The sequence below is a fragment of the Streptomyces turgidiscabies Car8 genome, assembly GCF_000331005.1.
GTDB classification, from domain to species: Bacteria; Actinomycetota; Actinomycetes; order Streptomycetales; family Streptomycetaceae; genus Streptomyces; species Streptomyces turgidiscabies.
Window position 1 is genome coordinate 1 of record NZ_AEJB01000579.1, and the last position, 17,008, is coordinate 17,008.

At 70.4% G+C, this 17,008-nt stretch carries 17 protein-coding genes; 3 read left to right on the forward strand and 14 right to left on the reverse strand.

The genetic code is table 11. The annotated features are described in order from the left end of the window. Nucleotides 1-40: 40 nt before the first annotated feature. Entirely contained in the window at nucleotides 41-307 is a 267-nt protein-coding gene (locus STRTUCAR8_RS40895) for a GlsB/YeaQ/YmgE family stress response membrane protein (protein WP_044473759.1), read from the reverse strand. A gap of 172 nt (nucleotides 308-479) precedes the next feature. On the opposite strand from STRTUCAR8_RS40895, the gene STRTUCAR8_RS40900 reads away from it, so the two are divergent. Beyond that, nucleotides 480-1,760 carry an APC family permease gene (locus STRTUCAR8_RS40900; RefSeq protein ID WP_006382287.1) on the forward strand — a complete coding sequence of 427 codons (1,281 nt, stop codon included), beginning with the start codon at nucleotides 480-482 and terminating at the stop codon, nucleotides 1,758-1,760. Nucleotides 1,761-1,782: 22 nt separating this feature from the next. Here the strand turns inward: STRTUCAR8_RS40900 and STRTUCAR8_RS40905 are convergent, their stop codons facing one another. From STRTUCAR8_RS40905 to STRTUCAR8_RS40965, 13 genes are all read right to left on the reverse strand, one after another. Continuing rightward, nucleotides 1,783-2,361: an SMI1/KNR4 family protein gene (locus STRTUCAR8_RS40905; protein WP_006382273.1), complete on the reverse strand. Its 579-nt coding sequence runs from the start codon at nucleotides 2,359-2,361 to the stop codon at nucleotides 1,783-1,785. Between the two features lie 130 nt (nucleotides 2,362-2,491). After that, complete coding sequence (locus tag STRTUCAR8_RS40910) at nucleotides 2,492-2,887, reverse strand: YccF domain-containing protein (protein ID WP_006382290.1); 396 nt, start codon at nucleotides 2,885-2,887, stop codon at nucleotides 2,492-2,494. Further along, nucleotides 2,884-3,747 carry a zinc metalloprotease HtpX gene (gene htpX, locus STRTUCAR8_RS40915; protein WP_006382279.1) on the reverse strand — a complete coding sequence of 288 codons (864 nt, stop codon included), beginning with the start codon at nucleotides 3,745-3,747 and terminating at the stop codon, nucleotides 2,884-2,886. The genes STRTUCAR8_RS40910 and htpX overlap by 4 nt, the downstream gene beginning before the upstream one ends. A 163-nt stretch (nucleotides 3,748-3,910) precedes the next feature. Then, nucleotides 3,911-5,434, reverse strand: coding sequence for an NADH-quinone oxidoreductase subunit N (locus tag STRTUCAR8_RS40920; protein ID WP_006382280.1), 1,524 nt, complete (start codon nucleotides 5,432-5,434; stop codon nucleotides 3,911-3,913). After that, nucleotides 5,431-7,008, reverse strand: a complete 1,578-nt coding sequence (locus STRTUCAR8_RS40925; protein ID WP_006382282.1) for an NADH-quinone oxidoreductase subunit M — start codon at nucleotides 7,006-7,008, stop codon at nucleotides 5,431-5,433. The genes STRTUCAR8_RS40920 and STRTUCAR8_RS40925 overlap by 4 nt, the downstream gene beginning before the upstream one ends. Nucleotides 7,009-7,014: 6 nt before the next feature. Continuing rightward, on the reverse strand, nucleotides 7,015-9,009 hold the full coding sequence (locus tag STRTUCAR8_RS40930) for an NADH-quinone oxidoreductase subunit 5 family protein (protein WP_006382275.1): 1,995 nt from the start codon (nucleotides 9,007-9,009) through the stop codon (nucleotides 7,015-7,017). Beyond that, a complete protein-coding gene (gene nuoK, locus STRTUCAR8_RS40935; RefSeq protein ID WP_006382286.1) occupies nucleotides 9,006-9,380 on the reverse strand; it encodes an NADH-quinone oxidoreductase subunit NuoK in 375 nt (124 codons plus the stop codon). Before nuoK ends, STRTUCAR8_RS40930 begins: the two co-directional genes overlap by 4 nt. Further along, nucleotides 9,380-10,036, reverse strand: coding sequence for an NADH-quinone oxidoreductase subunit J family protein (locus tag STRTUCAR8_RS40940; RefSeq protein ID WP_006382285.1), 657 nt, complete (start codon nucleotides 10,034-10,036; stop codon nucleotides 9,380-9,382). The genes nuoK and STRTUCAR8_RS40940 overlap by 1 nt, the downstream gene beginning before the upstream one ends. Continuing rightward, nucleotides 10,033-10,653, reverse strand: coding sequence for a NuoI/complex I 23 kDa subunit family protein (locus tag STRTUCAR8_RS40945; protein WP_006382278.1), 621 nt, complete (start codon nucleotides 10,651-10,653; stop codon nucleotides 10,033-10,035). Before STRTUCAR8_RS40945 ends, STRTUCAR8_RS40940 begins: the two co-directional genes overlap by 4 nt. Before the next feature lie 2 nt (nucleotides 10,654-10,655). Then, nucleotides 10,656-11,624: a complex I subunit 1/NuoH family protein gene (locus tag STRTUCAR8_RS40950; RefSeq protein WP_006382276.1), complete on the reverse strand. Its 969-nt coding sequence runs from the start codon at nucleotides 11,622-11,624 to the stop codon at nucleotides 10,656-10,658. Beyond that, on the reverse strand, nucleotides 11,621-12,802 hold the full coding sequence (locus tag STRTUCAR8_RS40955) for an NADH-quinone oxidoreductase subunit C (RefSeq protein WP_006382288.1): 1,182 nt from the start codon (nucleotides 12,800-12,802) through the stop codon (nucleotides 11,621-11,623). Before STRTUCAR8_RS40955 ends, STRTUCAR8_RS40950 begins: the two co-directional genes overlap by 4 nt. Further along, nucleotides 12,799-13,440, reverse strand: coding sequence for an NADH-quinone oxidoreductase subunit B (locus STRTUCAR8_RS40960; RefSeq protein ID WP_078507466.1), 642 nt, complete (start codon nucleotides 13,438-13,440; stop codon nucleotides 12,799-12,801). The genes STRTUCAR8_RS40955 and STRTUCAR8_RS40960 overlap by 4 nt, the downstream gene beginning before the upstream one ends. Continuing rightward, complete coding sequence (locus STRTUCAR8_RS40965; RefSeq protein ID WP_006382281.1) at nucleotides 13,431-13,901, reverse strand: NADH-quinone oxidoreductase subunit A; 471 nt, start codon at nucleotides 13,899-13,901, stop codon at nucleotides 13,431-13,433. The genes STRTUCAR8_RS40960 and STRTUCAR8_RS40965 overlap by 10 nt, the downstream gene beginning before the upstream one ends. A gap of 228 nt (nucleotides 13,902-14,129) precedes the next feature. Here STRTUCAR8_RS40965 and STRTUCAR8_RS40970 point away from each other — a divergent pair, with 228 nt between their 5' ends. Together STRTUCAR8_RS40970 and STRTUCAR8_RS40975 are read left to right on the forward strand one after the other, a co-directional pair. After that, nucleotides 14,130-15,341, forward strand: coding sequence for a sensor histidine kinase (locus tag STRTUCAR8_RS40970; RefSeq protein ID WP_006382289.1), 1,212 nt, complete (start codon nucleotides 14,130-14,132; stop codon nucleotides 15,339-15,341). 162 nt (nucleotides 15,342-15,503) lie between these two features. Beyond that, complete coding sequence (locus tag STRTUCAR8_RS40975; protein WP_006382277.1) at nucleotides 15,504-16,877, forward strand: sensor histidine kinase; 1,374 nt, start codon at nucleotides 15,504-15,506, stop codon at nucleotides 16,875-16,877. Nucleotides 16,878-17,008: the final 131 nt, after the last annotated feature.

A 17,008-nucleotide genomic window follows, 5' to 3' on the forward strand; every position in this document is an offset into this window, starting at 1 on the left:
GCCCCTCCCCCTCTGTTCTGACTGCTGATCAGGTACGGACTCAGTCGCGCGAGTTTCCGAACAGAATGCGATACGCGATCAGCAGCACCAGCGAGCCGCCGATCGCCGCCGCCCACGTGGTGCCGTCGTAGAACTGTTTGCTGATGGGGTGGTCGAGGAAGCGCGACGAGATCCAGCCGCCGAGGAACGCGCCGGCGACGCCGATGATCGTCGTGCCGATGAAACCGCCCGGGTCTCGCCCCGGCAGCAGGAACTTGGCGATGGCTCCGGCCAACAGCCCCAGGATGATCCAGCCGATGATGCTCATGCCCTGAACCTGCCCCTCTGTGCTGTGCTCGAACTGTCCCGGCACTGTGATCTGCGACGTCGTGACGGTCACGCTCATGCCGGTGTTCGAATTGTGCGTTGTTGGTTCGGTGTTGCCGTACACGACGTCAACGCGATGCCTGGCGGTTGCACCGGTCAGTAGGGTGCGTCGCATGACACAGCCCGGTGCGGAATCGCGCGCTGAACTGCGGCGCACCCTCGGCGTCGGGGACGCCGTGGTCATCGGGCTCGGTTCCATGATCGGAGCCGGTGTCTTCGTAGCCCTGGGACCCGCGGCACACGCGGCCGGGTCCGGGCTGCTCCTCGGGCTCGGCGTGGCAGCCGTGGTCGCCTACTGCAACGCCATGTCGTCCGCCCGGCTGGCCACCCTCTATCCCGCCTCCGGCGGGACCTATGTGTACGGGCGTGAGCGGCTCGGTCCCTTCTGGGGGTATCTCGCCGGCTGGTCGTTCGTCGTCGGGAAGACCGCCTCCTGCGCGGCGATGGCGCTCACTGTGGGCACGTACGTCTGGCCGGGTCAGGCCCATGCCGTGGCGGTCGCGGCCGTGGTGGCGCTGACCGCGGTGAACTACGGCGGGGTCCAGAAGTCCGCCTGGCTGACGCGGGCGATCGTGGCAGTGGTCCTCGCTGTCCTCGCTTCCGTGGTGGTGGTGTGCCTGGGCTCCGATGTCGCTGCCCCAGGCCGGCTGGAGGTCGGGGCCTCCGGGGGCGTGGGCGGAGTGCTTCAGGCGGCCGGGCTGTTGTTCTTCGCGTTCGCCGGGTACGCCCGGATCGCGACCCTTGGTGAAGAGGTACGGGATCCGGCGCGCACCATCCCGCGCGCGATCCCGTCGGCCTTGGGTATCGCGCTGGTGGTGTACGCGGCGGTGGCGGTGGCTGTCCTTTCCGTGCTGGGGTCGGGTGGGCTCGGGCGGGCGAGTGCCCCGCTGGCCGACGCCGTGCGGGCGGCGGGCGTGCCGGAGCTGGTGCCTGTCGTGCGGGCCGGGGCCGCCGTGGCCGCGCTCGGCTCGCTGCTCGCCCTGATCCTGGGCGTCTCACGGACGACGTTGGCCATGGCACGTGACCGTCATCTGCCTGGTGCCCTGGCCGCCGTGCACGCGCGCTTCCAGGTACCGCACCGGGCCGAGCTGGTCGTGGGTGCGGTGGTCGCGGGGCTGGCCGCGACGGTGGACGTGCGGGGCGCTATCGGTTTCTCCTCCTTCGGGGTTCTGGCCTACTACGCGGTGGCCAACGCCTCCGCCTGGACTCTGAGTTCGGCGCCCATGGCCCGAGGGGTGCCGGCGGTCGGGCTTTTCGGCTGTGTGACGCTGGCGTTCGCGCTTCCGGGGGTGTCGGTGGTCGTGGGCACCGGGGTGCTGAGCCTCGGGGCCGTCGTCTACGCCGTACGGCGCTGGTGGTCGGCTTCGCGGTCGGCGGCCGGGCCACCCCACTGAGATGAAGCGGGCGACGCGACGGTCACTGAGCCTGGGCCGACGGCGGCGTTGTCGCCGTACGTATGCGGAACTCGGGCCAGGGTTCCAGGTCCTGGCCGTCGTTGGCCTCCTCGTACCAGCCCGTGCCGTCGAGCCAGGTGTGCAGCCACTCCGCGAGACCGGGGGCGTCGGCGTACCACGCATGGTCGGCGTCGTCAGCGTTCGGCTCGAAGAGCAGGACGGTGCCTTCCGGTGTGCGGCAGTCCACGCACGCGTACATCCCGCAGCCCCAGTGGGATATCGGCAGGATGCCCTCGGGCCAGGGCCACTCCGGGTCCCTGCGGCCCTCCTCGCGGTTGGCGAGGTACTGGGCGACGACGGGCGGCTCACCTGCGGGCTGGCCTTCGAGCAGGGGCAACAGGCCGTAGGACGGGCCGAATCCGCCGTCTCCTATCCGGAGATACAGCTCGGCGAGGAGCGGTGGCAAGGGGAAGCCGAGGGCGGTCTCGGCGCGGTCGAGCGTCGCCGCGTCCACGGGGGCGGGGAGTGAAGGCCAGCCCCACGGACGGGTGTTGCGCGCCGCGAAGGCCACCCGTGTCAGCAACTGCTCGATCTCGGTCATGGATTCATCATGCAGCCCGCCACTGACAATCGAGGCGGCCTGTGGATAACCTGCGGGCGGGAACACGATCCCGCCCGCAGACTGTGGACAAACAGTCGGGCAGGAACGAGGCCGCCCCTTCCCGGCCGCGCTACCAGCGCGAGCTGAACGGCTCGTCCGTCGGCACGATTTCGCGGCCCAACGGCAGCAGCGAGACGGGAATGAGCTTGAAGTTGGCGATGCCGAACGGGATACCGATGATCGTGACGCACAGCAGAACGCCGGTGACGACGTGGGCCACGGCGAGCCACCAGCCCGCGAGGACCAGCCACAGCACGTTGCCGACACAGGAGGGGGCGCCCGCGTCGCGCCGCTCGACCGTCGTACGGCCGAAGGGCCACAGGGCGTACGCACCGATACGGAACGAAGCAATACCGAACGGAATTCCGATAATCGTGATGCAGAGCAGCACGCCTGCGGCCAGATAGGCGAGGAACAGCCAGAAGCCGCTCAGGAAGAGCCAAATGACGTTGAGAATTGTTTTCACTGCTGGCGACCTGCCATCTTTTCGAGCCGGGCGATGCGCTCCGCCATCGGCGGGTGCGTAGAGAACATCTTGGAGAGTCCCTGGCCCGGGCGGAAGGGGTTCGCGATCATCATGTGGCTCGCGGTCTCGATACGCGGTTCGGGGGGCAGCGGCAGTTGCTTCGTGCCCGCTTCGAGTTTGCGCAGGGCGCTCGCGAGGGCCAGCGGGTCGCCGGTGAGCTGGGCGCCCGACGCGTCGGCCTCGTACTCCCGCGAGCGGCTGATTGCGAGTTGGATGAGGGTGGCCGCGAGCGGTCCCAGAATCATGATCATCAGCATGCCGAGGATGCCGGGGCCGTCGTCGTCGTTGGAGCGGCCGATCGGGATCAGCCAGGCGAAGTTGACCAGGAACATGATCACGGAGGCCAGGGCGCCGGCGACCGACGAGATGAGGATGTCGCGGTTGTAGACATGGCTCAGCTCGTGGCCGATGACGCCGCGCAGTTCGCGCTCGTCCAGGATGCGCAGGATGCCGTCCGTGCAGCACACCGCGGCGTTGCGCGGGTTGCGGCCCGTCGCGAACGCGTTCGGCGCCTCGGTCGGCGAGATGTACAGGCGCGGCATGGGCTGGCGGGCCTGGGTCGAGAGGTCGCGGACCATGCGGTACAGGGCCGGGGCCTCGAATTCGCTCACCGGGCGGGCACGCATCGCGCGTAGAGCCAGCTTGTCGCTGTTCCAGTACGCGTACGCGTTCGTGCCGACCGCGATGACGAGTGCGATCAGGAGGCCCGCTCGGCCGAAGAAGCTGCCGATGACGATGATGAGTGCGGACAGTCCCCCGAGGAGCAGGGCTGTCCTGAGCCCGTTGTGCCGGCGGTGCACGGTACGCCCTCCTAGTGGTGCGGCAGGGGAACCCTGGTGTCAGGTCAAGTGGACCCTTCTGTACTGGTCAACGCCAGGCGGGGGTTCGCAGTTCCCTTGCGCGCGCTCGGGCGCGCGTGGGCCGTCCGGGTGAGGGTCCACGCGCGCGTGCCGCTGGGGAGGGTCAGAAGAGGCCGGTGTCGGCGAAGCGCAGCACCAGTTGGGGTGCGCCGGACAGGGCGATACCGAGGACGGCGGTCAGGGCGATCGCGGCCGTGAGGGGGGCCGGGGCGCGGTGGTGTTCCTCGGCTCCCTCGGGTGTGCGGAACAGCAGGGCCGTCCACTGGAGGTAGTAGAAGAGGGCGATCACCACGTTGACGGCCATGATCACGGCCAGCCACCCGAGTCCGGCGTCGACGGCCGCGGAGAAGACGGTGACCTTCGCGAAGAGGCCGATGATGCCCGGCGGCAGCCCGGCGAGGCACAGCAGGAAGAAGCCCAGGACGAGCGCTGCGAGGGGCCGGGTGGCGTACAGGCCCTGGTAGTCACTGACGCGGTTCAGGGGCCTCGTACGGGCCACCAGGGCCGCCACAGCGAAGGCTCCGAGGTTCACGGCGGCGTACATGAGGGCGTACGCGACGGTGGAGCCGATCGACTTCCGGGCGTCGTCGGAGTACGCGGCGGCGGCGATCGGCACCAGGAGGTAGCCGGCCTGGCCGACGGAGGACCAGGCGAGCAGGCGTACCGCGCTGTACGCGCGCGTGGTCCGCTGGCGGAGGGCGCCGACGTTGCCGACGGTCATGGTGAGTGCGGCCAGGGCTGCCAGTGCCGGGCCCCAGACGTCGGCGTACGACGGGAAGGCGACGACGGTGACGAGGATCAGGCCGGAGAAGCCGACGGCCTTGCCGACGACCGACAGATAGGCGGCGATCGGCAGGGGCGCGCCCACATAGGTGTCGGGCACCCAGAAGTGGAAGGGCACGGCGGCCGTCTTGAAGGCGAAGCCGATGAGGGTGAGGACGACGCCTGCCTGGGCGAGGGTGTGGAGTTGTGGGTCGACGTGCTGGATCCGGTCGGCGATCTCGGTGAGGTAGAGGGTGCCCGTGGACGCGTACACGAAGCTGATGCCCATGAGGCCGACCGCGGTCGCCGTCACGGACGACAGGAAGAACTTCAGGGCCGCTTCGGAGGACTTCCGGTCGCCGTGCCGGATGCCGACAAGGGCGAAGGCGGGCAGGGAGGCGACCTCCAGGGCGACGATCAGTGTCGCGAGGTCGCGCGAGGCGGGCAGGAGGGCCGCTCCGGCGGCGGAGGACAGCAACAGGAACCAGTACTCCCCTTCGGGGAGTCCTCGGTCGGCGTCCTTGAGGGCGGTGACCGAGAGGAGGGCGGATAGGAGCGCGCCGCCGAGCACGAGGAACTGGATGATGAGGGTGAAGCGGTCGGCCGTGTAGCTGCAGACGTCCGTGCTGCCGGTCAGGCAGAAGGTGGAGCGGTCGCCGTCAAGGAGGGGCAACAGGAGGAGGCCGGAGGCGGCGAGGCCCGCGACCGAGATCCAGCCGAGGAGCGCCTTCCTGTTGTCGCCGATGAACAGGTCGGCGACGAGGACGACGAGTCCCACGACGGCGGCGAGGGTGGGCGGCGCGATGGCGAGCCAGTCGACGGACTGGACCAGGGACTGAGCCGCGGACTGGGCCGGGGAGCTCATCGGGGGCCTCCTGAGAGGAGCTGCTGCACAGCCGGGTCGGTCAGGCCGAGGAGGGCCTTCGGCCACAGCCCGGCGATGACGGTGAGGGCGACGAGCGGGGTCCAGGCCGCGAATTCATACGTCTGTACGTCGGCGAGCTGGGGGGCGTCCGGCCGCGGGGCGGCGCCCATGCAGACACGGCGTACGACGACGAGCATGTACGCGGCGGTGAGCAGGGTGCCGAACGCGGCGATCGCCGTGAAGGTGAGGAACGCGGGGCGGCTGAGATCGTCGGCCGGGTCGAACGCGCCGAACAGGGCCAGCATCTCGCCCCAGAACCCGGCGAGGCCGGGCAGTCCGAGCGAGGCGACGGCGGCGAAGGCCACGAGGCCGCCGAGGCGCGGGGCCCGGCCGTAGAGGGCGGCGCCGGTGCGGTCGGCGAGGGTGTCGAGGTCGGTGCTGCCCGTGCGGTCCTTCAGCGCGCCGACCAGGAAGAAGAGGAGGCCGGTGATGAGGCCGTGGGCGATGTTGGCGAACAGCGCGCCGTTGACGCCGGTCGGGGTCATGGTGGCGATGCCGAGCAGGACGAAGCCCATGTGGCCGACGGAGGAGTAGGCGATGAGCCGCTTCAGGTCACCCTTCGCGCCCTGCCGGGCGAGGGCCAGGCAGGCCAGGGAGCCGTAGATGATCCCGACGACGGCGAACGCGCCGAGGTAGGGCGCGAACGTCCGGAATCCGTCGGGCGTGACCGGCAGCAGGATGCGCACGAACCCGTACGTGCCCATCTTGAGCAGGACGCCCGCCAGCAGGACCGAGCCGACGGTCGGGGCGGCGGTGTGGGCGTCCGGCAACCAGCTGTGCAGTGGCCACATCGGCGTCTTCACCGCGAGCCCGATCCCGATCGCCAAAGCGGCGGTGACCTGCACGGATGTGGTCAGGCCCGAGCCGTTGTCAGTGGCGAGTGCCATGATGTCGAACGTGCCCGCTTTGATCCCGATCAGGAGCAGGCCCAGCAGCATGACGACGGATCCGAGCAGGGTGAAGAGGATGAACTTCCAGGCCGCCCGGGTCCGTTGTTCACCGCCCCAGCGGGCGATGAGGAAGTACATCGGGATGAGCACCATCTCGAAGGCCAGGAAGAACAGCAGCAGATCGAGGACGGCGAAGGTCGCGAGGGTGCCGGACTCCAGGACGAGGAGAAGTGCGACGAAGGCCTTCGGGGAGGGGCCGGCGGGCAGCTTGAAGTAGGAGTAGAGCGCGCAGAGGAAGGTCAGGAGCGCGCTCAGGACCAGAAGGGGGAGGGAAATGCCGTCGACACCGAGGTGGATCCGCACGTCGAGTGCGGGGATCCAGCTGATGTCCGTCGTGGCCTGCATCCTCGACGGATGGTCGTGGGAGAAGCCGAGCGCCAGGGTGATCGCGGCGATGAGCACGACGCCGGTGACGGTCACGCCGTGTCGCAGCACGGCCTGCTCGGGCGACTTCCCCTTCAGTCCTGGCGGGGCCGGCAGGAGAGCGGCGACAGCGCCGATCAGCGGGCCCACGACGAGGAATGCCAGAAGGAACTGCATCACTGACTCGTTGATATCGATCACGCCTGCTCACGCTCCCGTGGCGACGAGGAGGACGGCGACCACCAGGACGACGGTGCCGGCGAGCAGCGCGCTCACATAGGTCTGCACATTGCCGGTCTGGGCGCGCCGTACGGCGTCGCCCAGCAGGCGGGGCACGGCGCTCGCGCCGCGTACGTAGGTGTCGACGACCTCGCGGTCCAGGAACCGGACGAGGGTGGCGCCGGCCTGGACCGGGCGGACGAACAGCGTCGTGTACAGGGCGTCCAGGTGGAAGCCGACGGCCGCGTGGCGGTGCAACGGGCCGAGCAGGAGTCGGCCGGGGTCCGCCGGGTCGGGTGCGGTGGCCATGTCTCCGTAGGCGGGGGTGTGGGTGGCGATGGCCTCGGCCTCGACGACGCCGCCGTCGGCGTCCGGGTGGGCCGCGACGGCGCCCAGGGGGACGCGGGTCGCCAGGGCGGTGGTGTGGCGCCAGGCTCCGTAGGTGACGAGGCCGCCGACGAGGGCAACTCCCGTGCCGAGGACGGAGGTGGTGAGCGTCGGGTTCAGGTCGTGGCCGTCGAACCAGTCGGGCAGTCGGCCGTAGGCGAGGCCGCCGAGGGCGAGGGAGGGGACCGCGAGCACCCAGAGCACGGTGGTCATCGCGACGGGCTGCCTGCCGTGGTCGGGGGCGTCGGCGCCTCGGCCCCGGAAGGCGAGAAGCCACAGGCGGGTCGCGTAGGCGGCGGTGAGGAGGGCCGATGCCAGGCCGGCGACGAGGACGATCCAGCCGGCGGCATCGGGGATGCCCTCGGTGTGGCCGGTGGTGACGTGTTCGGCGGCGCCGAGGACGGACTCCTTGGAGAAGAAGCCGCTGAAGGGCGGGATCGCGGCGAGCGCGAGGAGCGCCACGGTCATCGTCCAGTAGGCGTCGGGGACACGGTCGCGGAGGTGGCCCATGCGGGACATGGCGGCCAGTGAGTTGGTGCCGGCCGCATGGATGACCACGCCGGCCGCGAGGAAGAGGAGCGCCTTGAAGGCGCCGTGGGTGAGGAGGTGGAAGACGGCGGCACCGCGGTCGCCGACGGCGAGGGCGCCGGTCATGTAGCCGAGCTGGCCGATCGTCGAGTAGGCGAGGACGCGTTTGATGTCGTCCTGGGCGAGGGCGGCCAGGGCGGAGCCGGTCATCGTGACGGCGGCCATGACGGCGAGGACGACCAGTGCGGCCGAGGAGGCCGCGAAGACCGGGAGGAGCCGGGCGATGAAGTAGACACCGGCGGCGACCATCGTCGCGGCGTGGATCAGCGCGGAGACGGGCGTGGGGCCCGCCATCGCGTCGGGGAGCCAGGTGTGGAGCGGGAACTGCGCCGACTTGCCCGCCACGCCGGCCAGGAGCAGCAGGGCGACCAGCGTCGGGTGGTCGAGTCCGCCGCTCGCGACGGTGCCGAGGATCTTCGTGATCCGGAAGGACCCGGCGTCGGTGGCGAGCGCGAACAGGCCGATCAGGAAGGGGACATCACCGAGTTTGGTGACGAGGAAGGCCTTGAGGGATGCGGCACGGGCTTCCGGGGTCTCCCAGTAGTGGCCGACCAGGAAGTACGAGCAGATGCCCATGATCTCCCAGCCGACCAGCAGCACCATCAGGTCGCCGGAGTAGACGACGAGCAGCATCGCGGAGGTGAAGAGGGAGACGAGAGCGGCGTACGAGGGGTAGCGCGGGTCGTCGCGCAGGTAGGCCGTCGAGTAGATCTGCACGCAGGTCGCGACCAGGGCGACCAAGACGGCGACGAGGGCGGCGAAGCCGTCGATGTGCAGGGCGAGTTCGACGGGGACCGAGCCGGTGGGCGTGAGCTCGGTGGCGGCGTCGACGGCCCGGTCACCGCCCTGGCGTACGGCGACGAGTACAGCGAGGACGAGCGCCGCGAGGGGCGGCAGTACGGCGAGGGGGCGTACGAAGCCGGGGGCCGTGCGGCCCAGGAGCAGGCCGGCCGCGGCGCCCAGGAACGGGAGAAGGGGGACGAGGACGGCGAGGGTGGTCGTGGTCACGCGGTGGCCTCAGCCTTCTCGTCTTCCGTGAGGGTGGCTTCGTCGGAGCCGTGCGGCTCGGCGGTGTCGCGGAGCTTGTCGATGTCCGCGGTGCCGCGGCCCCGGTGGACGGCGAGGACGATCGCCAGGCCGATGCCGATCTCGGCGGCGGCGATGGCGATGGTGAACAGGGTGAGGGCCTGGCCGGAGTGCAGAGTGTCGCGGGCCGTCCTGCTGAGCCAGACGTCGAAGGCGACGAGGTTGAGGTTGACGGCGTTGAGCATCAGCTCGACGGACATCAGGACCAGGATCGCGTTGCGGCGGGCCAGGACGCCGTAGAGGCCGGTGCAGAAGAGGAGGGCGGAGAGTACGGCGGGATAGGCGAGGTGCATCAGCGGGCACCTTCCTGATCGGCCGGGTTGGTTCGCTCGATCGGGTGATTCCGGGAATCCGGTACGAAGGGGGAACTACCGGTCGCGGCTCGGGAGTTCAGAGGGGGAGAGCTCGACTCCGCCTTCCTCTTGCGGGACAGGACGATCGCCCCGACCAGGGCCGCGAGGAGAAGGACGGAGAGGGCCTCGAAAGGGAGGACCCAGTTCTGGAAGAGGCTGGCTCCGGTGACGGCGGTGGAGCCCGCGGCGGCGCCGTCCAGGTCGATCCAGGTCGTACGGAAGGCGTCGACGACGACCCAGACCAGGGTGACGGCCGAGGCGAGGGCCACTCCGAGGGCTGCCCACCGGTTGCCGGAGTCGGCGTCCGGGGAGCGGCCGATGGGGGCTCGGGTGAGCATCAGACCGAACAGGAGGAGGACGACGACGGAACCCACGTAGATGAGGACCTGTACCCAGGCGATGAACTCGGCAGTGAGGAGGAGGTATTCGACGGCGAGGCCGCCGAGGGTCACCACCAGCCACAGGGCGGCGTGCACCAGCTGCCGGGTGGTGACGGTGACGAGCGCGGCGCCGAAAGTGACGAGGCCGACGAGGAGGAAGGCGATCTCGACGCCGGTCGGGGAGAGGAAGCCGGGGCTTGCGGCGGCGAGGCTCACGACGTTCCCTCCTGCGGATCGGTGGACACCGGGGGCACGGGAGGCGCAGGGGGTTCGTTCGGTTCGCTCTGTGCGGCCGCGAGTTTCTCGGCCGTCTTGCGGGCGGCGGCGATCTCCTTCGGTTCCTCGGCGGCGGGGTCGAGGGCGGGCGGGGCCGGGACCGTCCACATCCACTCGCGGAGCTTGTCGCGTTCGTGGGTGAGTTCGTGGATGTCGGTCTCGGCGTACTCGAACTCCGGGGACCAGAAGAGGGCGTCGAAGGGGCAGACCTCGATGCAGATACCGCAGTACATGCAGAGGGAGAAGTCGATGGCGAAGCGGTCGAGGACGTTGCGGCTGCGCTCGCGCCCGCCGGGGGCGGCGGCCGGGACCGTCTCCTTGTGGGAGTCGATGTAGATGCACCAGTCCGGGCACTCACGGGCGCACAGCATGCAGACCGTGCAGTTCTCCTCGAAGAGGCCGATGACTCCGCGGGTGCGGGGTGGAAGGTCGGGCTGGGTGTCCGGGTACTGCGCGGTGACGGTCTTCTTCGTCATCGTGCGGAGGGTGACGGCCAGGCCCTTGGCCAGGCCGATGCCGGGGATACGAGGCCCGGTGGGCGGGAGAGGCTCAGCCATGGTTACGAGATCACCACCTTCACGATGCCGGTGAGGGCGATCTGGGCGAGGGAGAGGGGGACGAGGAGGGTCCAGGAGAGCTTCTGGAGCTGGTCCTCGCGCAGGCGGGGGTAGGTGACGCGCAGCCAGATCACGACGAAGGCCAGCACTGCCGTCTTGAGGAGGGTCCAGACCCAGCCGAAGCCGTCGGCGGCCCAGGGTCCGTGCCAGCCGCCCAGGAAGAGGACGGTGGTCAGGCCGCACAGGACGACGATCCCGGCGTACTCGGCGAGGAGGAAGAGGGCGAAGCGGAGGCCGGTGTACTCGGTGTAGGCGCCGAAGATGATCTCCGAGTCGGCCACCGGCATGTCGAAGGGGGGCCGTTGGAGTTCGGCGAGGCCGGCCACGAAGAACACGATCGCGCCGACGATCTGCCAGGGCAGCCACCACCACTCGAAGGCGTCGAGGATGCCGGGGAGCGAGACCGTGCCCGCCGCCATCGCGACCGAGGCGGCGGTGAGAAGCATCGGGAGTTCGTAAGCGAGGAGTTGGGCGGCGGTACGCAGGCCGCCGAGAAGGGAGAACTTGTTGGCCGACGCCCAGCCGGCCATGAGCGAGCCGAGGACGCCGACGCCCATGACGGCGAGGACGAAGAAGATGCCCGCGTCGACGACCTCACCGACGGCGCCCTCGCTCGGGCCGATCGGGATGGCGAGGAGGACGAGGAGGTACGGGAGGAGGGCCACGGCGGGGGCGATTTGGAAGATACGGCGGTCGGCTCCCGCCGGGACGATGTCTTCCTTCTGCGCGAACTTGACGCCGTCCGCGACCAGTTGGGCCCAGCCGTGGAAGCCGCCGGCGTACATCGGGCCGAGGCGGCCCTGCATGTGGGCCATCACCTTGTGCTCGGTCTGACCGACGATCAGCGGGAAGGTGAGGAAGACGACGAAGACGATCAGGAGTCGCAGGGCGACGTCCAGCGCGTCGTTCACTGCGAGCCTCCTGTGGGGTGGTTGTCGGGCGAGTCCGAGTCAGGGGTGGCGTCTTCGGGAGGCGAGGCTTCCGGTGTCGGGGCTTCGGGGGCTGGGGTTTCAGAGGCGGGGGGTTCGGTCGGCTCGGCGGCCTTCGGCGTGGGTTCGTCGAAGGCGGGGCGCGCCTGGTGCCAGGGGGCGTCCGTGGCTCGGGGCGCCGTGGGCGGTGGCTCGGGGGCGGTGGGCGGTGGCTCGGGGGCGGTGTCGGTTGCTTCCGCCTCCGTCGCCTGCGGACCTGGCGACTGTGGGTCTGGCACCTCCGGCGCCCGTGCGCCGGTCGCCTCTGTCGCCGATGGTCGTGTCGCTTCCGTCCCGCCTGGTTGGGGCGCCTCCGGCGCCGGCGTCTGGGGGCGCTGTGACGCGGAGCCCTGGCTCGCGCTGCGCGCTCGACGGGGTGCGGTCGGCGGGGTCTGGGCCTCCGCGGGGGTGCCCTCCGGGGTCGGGGCCGGGGTCTGGGCTTCCGGGGTCTGACTGGCCGAGCCGTCCGATGCTGTGCGGGTGCGGCGTACCGGGCGGTCGCCGGTCGCGCGGCCGGCGGCGGCTCGGGCCGGTCGGGTCGGAGCCGGGGGGAGCTGGCCCTTCAGGGGGCCCCATTCGTTGGGGTCGGGGACGCCGGGCGGGAGCATCTGGCGGCGCTTGGGCCCGCCGTGTTCCGACTCCCCTGGTTCCTTGGCGCCCGGCCAGGCCTTCGCGACGCGGGCCGCGAGGACGAAGTCCTTGCGGAGGGGATGGCCCTCGAAGGTCTCCGGGAGGAGGAGGTGGTCCAGGCCCGGGTGGCCCTCGAAACGTACGCCGAACATTTCGTGCGTCTCGCGCTCGTGCCAGGCGGCGCCCGCGTAGACGTCCACCAGGGAGGGGAGTACGGCGGACTCGTGCGGGACTGTCGTCCGTACGAGGAGGCGGCGGAGCGGGGAGAGGGCGACGACGTGGGCGGCGACGCGGAAGCCGGTGCCCGGTTCGTCGACCGCGCTGAGCCAGTCGAAGTAGGTGCAGTGGAGGCGGTCGCGCGCTGTCCGCAGCGCGGCGGTCCAGGAAGCCGGAGGTACGTCGACGGTGAGGACGTCGTAGGACTCCTCGGCCGTGGCGTCCGTACCGAAGAGTTCCTCGGTGGGGGCGGGCAGCCAGCCGGTCGCCGTCATCTTCCCTCCCCCGGGGTCGGCGGCTGCACAAGCGGGCTCTGGAGCGCGGCAGGTGAGGGGCGCACCATCTGTCCCGACGCGTACCGCTCGCCCAGGGACTCCCGGGCGATCTTCTCCTGGAGTTTGAGGATGCCCTGGAGCAACGCCTCGGGGCGGGGCGGGCAGCCTGGGACGTAGACGTCGACCGGGATGATCTGGTCGACGCCCTTGGTCACGGAGTAGGAGTCCCAGTACGGGCCGCCGCAGTTGCTGCACGCGCCGAAGGAGATGACGTACTTCGGCTCGGGCATCTGTTCGTACAGGCGCCGTACCGCCGGGGCCATCTTGTCCGTGACCGTGCCCGAGACCACCATCAGGTCGGCCTGGCGCGGCCCCGGCGCGAAGGGGATCACCCCGAGGCGGATGAAGTCGTGGCGGGCCATGGACGCGGCGATGAACTCGATCGCGCAGCAGGCGAGGCCGAAGTTGAAGACCCAGAGCGAGTAGCGGCGGCCCCAGTTCAGGACCACCTTCATCGGCTCGGGGGCCAGACGGGCGAGGGCGCCCAGGCGTTTCGGCTCCGGCAGCAGCACGGGCGCGGGCACAGGTACGGGCCCAGGCGCAGCGTCCGGCGTATGCGTTTCTGGCGTCACGTCCATGTCAGGACGCCCTTCTTGTATGCGTAGAGCAGGCCCACGGACAGGAAGCCGAGGAAGATGAACATCTCGACGAGGGTGGCCGCGCCGTACCCGGGGGCCGCGAAGACGGTCGCCCAGGGGAACAGGAAGATCGAGTCGACGGCGAAGATGACGTAGAGGAAGGCGTAGACGTAGTAGCGGACCTGGGTGTGGGCCCAGCCCTCGCCGACGGGGTCGACGCCGCACTCGTACGTCAGGAGTTTCTCGGGGGTCGGGACCACGGGGCGCAGCAGGCGGCCCGCTCCGAAGGCGACCGCGACGAAGAGCACGCCGACGACGGCGAGCAGTCCGACGACGGAGTAGGACTGGAAGTACTCCGACGCCGCGATGTTCGACGCGGCTGCGTTCGACTCCGCGATGCGCTCCGTCGCGGCTGTCGCCGCTGTTGCCGTTGTCGTGGCTACGGCGGTCGGTACCGGCACGTCCGTCCCTCGCTCCCTGGCCTCGTGGGATCTCGCCCTGGTCTTCGGCGATCTGTACGGACGGGAGTCTAGGGCCTGCTAAAGAGACCGTAAGCAGCCCGTCACGCATGGCCATGCCCGAGTTCTCTCGTATTCCTTCGCATTCCTCAGCAAGGTGGGGTTTTCCCCCGGGTGGGCGGGCGGTCCACCTCATGGCGTCGTGGCGCGCGGCCGGGCAGGCTGGCGGGCATGACCGCACGTATCACCGCCACCAGCGCGGAAACCGAGGGCGACCGACTGCCCCCTGTCCGTTTCGCCCTCGCCCCGCACACCTGGAAGGAGATCGCCCATCTCCTGGCCAACCTGCCGATGGCGTTGTTCGGTTTCGTGTACGTCGTGACCGTGGTGAGTGTGGGTTCCGGCCTCGCGGTCACGGTGATCGGTCTTCCGGTTCTCGCCGTCGGACTGATGGGCGCGCGTCTGCTGGGCCGGTTCGAGCGGGCGCGGGCCAGGGCGCTGCTCGGGGTACGGGTGGACGAGCCGAGTCCGCTGCCGCGGAGTGACAGCCGGGGCGCCCACGGCCAGAAACTCGGGTTCATCGGCCGGTTGATGCTGGCGGTGAAGGACCCGGTCGGCTGGCGCACCATCCTGTACGACCTCATCCGGCTGCCGTGGGGTGTTTTCACCTTCTCCGTCATGCTCGTGTCGCTGTTCGTGCTGTGGCCGGTGCTGCCGTTCCTGGCGCGGGGTCTCTCGAACGTGGACCGGGTGATGGTGCGCGGGCTGCTGTCCCCGTCCGACGAGCTTGAACGCCGTATCGCCGAACTGGAGTCCGACCGGGGGGTCGTGGTCGACACGGCCGCCGCCGATCTGCGGCGGATCGAGCGGGATCTGCACGACGGGGCGCAGGCCCGGCTCGTGAACCTCGCGATGGGGCTCGGGCTGGCCAAGGAGAAGCTGCTGGAGGGGCAGGCCGACGACGTGGTGGCGGCGATGGTCGAGGAGGCACACGGCGAGGTGAAGCTCGCGCTTCAGGAGCTGCGCGATCTGGCGCGCGGGATCCATCCGGCCGTCCTGACCGACCGCGGGCTGGACGCCGCGCTGTCGTCGGTGGCCTCTCGGTGCACGGTGCCGGTGAAGGTGACCGCCGACCTGCCGGCCAGGCCTGCCGCCGCCATCGAGGGCATCGCCTATTTCACGGTCTCCGAACTGCTCCAGAACATCAGCAAGCACAGCGGGGCGCGGAACGCCTCGGTCGAGGTCTGGCGCACCGACGACCGGCTGCTGATCCAGGTCTGGGACGACGGACGCGGCGGTGCGCGGCTCGACGGCGGTACGGGGATGGCGGGGCTCGCGGACCGGCTGGACGCGGTGGACGGGCTGTTCGTCATCAACTCGCCCGAGGGCGGGCCCACGACGGTCACGGCCGAACTGCCCTGGCGGGAACGGACCGAGGCGTAGGTGCCGAGACGTAGGTAGGGAAAACCCCCGGGGGAAGACGCCTACGTGCTCCATGGTCCGAGCGGTTCGGTGCGAGCAGGCTGATGGAAGACAGACCGACGAGCTGAAGACAGACCGACGAGCTCACGAGCTGACGAGCCGACTACCGGAACGGACGAAACGATGGCCATGGAGTACGGACAGGGGTACGGGCAGCAGGGCGGCCCCGGGGCCGGATTCCACGCGACGGCCGACAGGGGGACCGGCCGGGGGCGGCGGCATCGGTTGCCGGCCCCGTTGCGGGCGCCCGTCGAGGCGCGCAGTTGGCGGGAGTTCGGGTATGTACTGCTCAGCCTGCCGATGAGCGTGCTGATGTTCTCGTACGCGGTCACCATGGCCTCCGCCGGTGCCGGTCTCCTGATCACCTTTCTCGGGATTCCGGTGCTGGCCGTGGGCCTGGCGGGATGCCGGGGGTTCGGGGTCCTGGAGCGGAAGATGGCGCGCGGGCTGCTCGGGCTCGACGTGGCCGAACCGGAGCCGGCGCGGGGACGGAAGCACGGGGTGGCGGCCTGGATGGGGGCCGTGCTCAAGAGCGGTACCTCGTGGCGGCATCTGCTGTACTCGGTGCTGCATCTGCCCTGGGCGGCGTTCTCGTTCGCGGTCTCGGTGATCTTCTGGGTGTACGGGTGGGCGCTGCTCACCTACCCGGTGTGGTTCTGGCTCTTCCCGATGTACGGCGGGCAGGACGGCCTCCAGCTGTACGGCGACGAGACCCACAGCATCTACCTCGACAACCCGTTCGAGATCGCCGTGACCGCGCTGGTCGGACTGCTGTTCACCATGGCCACGCCCTGGATCGTGCGGGCGCTGACCCTCGTGGACCGGGTGATGGTGCGGGGGCTGCTCGGACCGACGCGGTTGGCGACGCGGGTCGTCGAGCTGGAGTCCGACCGGGGGGTCGTCGTCGACACCGCCGCGGCCGACCTGCGGCGGATCGAGCGGGATCTGCACGACGGGGCGCAGGCGCGGCTGGTGGCACTGGCCATGGATCTGGGGCTCGCGAAGGAGAAGCTCACGGAGGATCCGCAGGCCGCGGCGCGGATGGTGGACGAGGCGCACGGTGAGGTGAAGACGGCGCTGCAGGAGCTGCGGGATCTGGCGCGCGGGATTCACCCGGCGGTGCTGACGGACCGGGGGCTGGACGCGGCGCTGTCGGCGGTGGCGTCGCGGTGTGCGGTGCCGGTGCGGGTGGAGGTGGACCTGGTGGAGCGGCCGGCCGCGGCGATCGAGGGGATCGCGTACTTCACGGTGTCGGAGCTGCTGCAGAACATCAGCAAGCACGCGCGGGCGACGGGGGCGTCGGTGGATGTGTGGCGGGTGGAGAACCGGCTGATGCTGCAGGTGGTGGATGACGGGGTGGGGGGCGCGGATGCCTCCGGCGGGTCCGGGCTGGCGGGGTTGGCGGGGCGGCTCGATGCGGTGGACGGGATTCTGGTGGTGGATTCGCCGGTGGGTGGGCCGACCCGGGTCACTGCGGAGTTGCCCTGGCGGGGGTGAGGTCGGGCAGGGGTGGGTTGTTTCGCCCCCGCCGCCCTTACCCGTCCCATCCCGTTCCTGGCACCCCGGGCGAAACAGTGGAGGTGACCCTCGAACTCCCGCGCCGCGCCTTCGAGATCTGGGACGAGGCC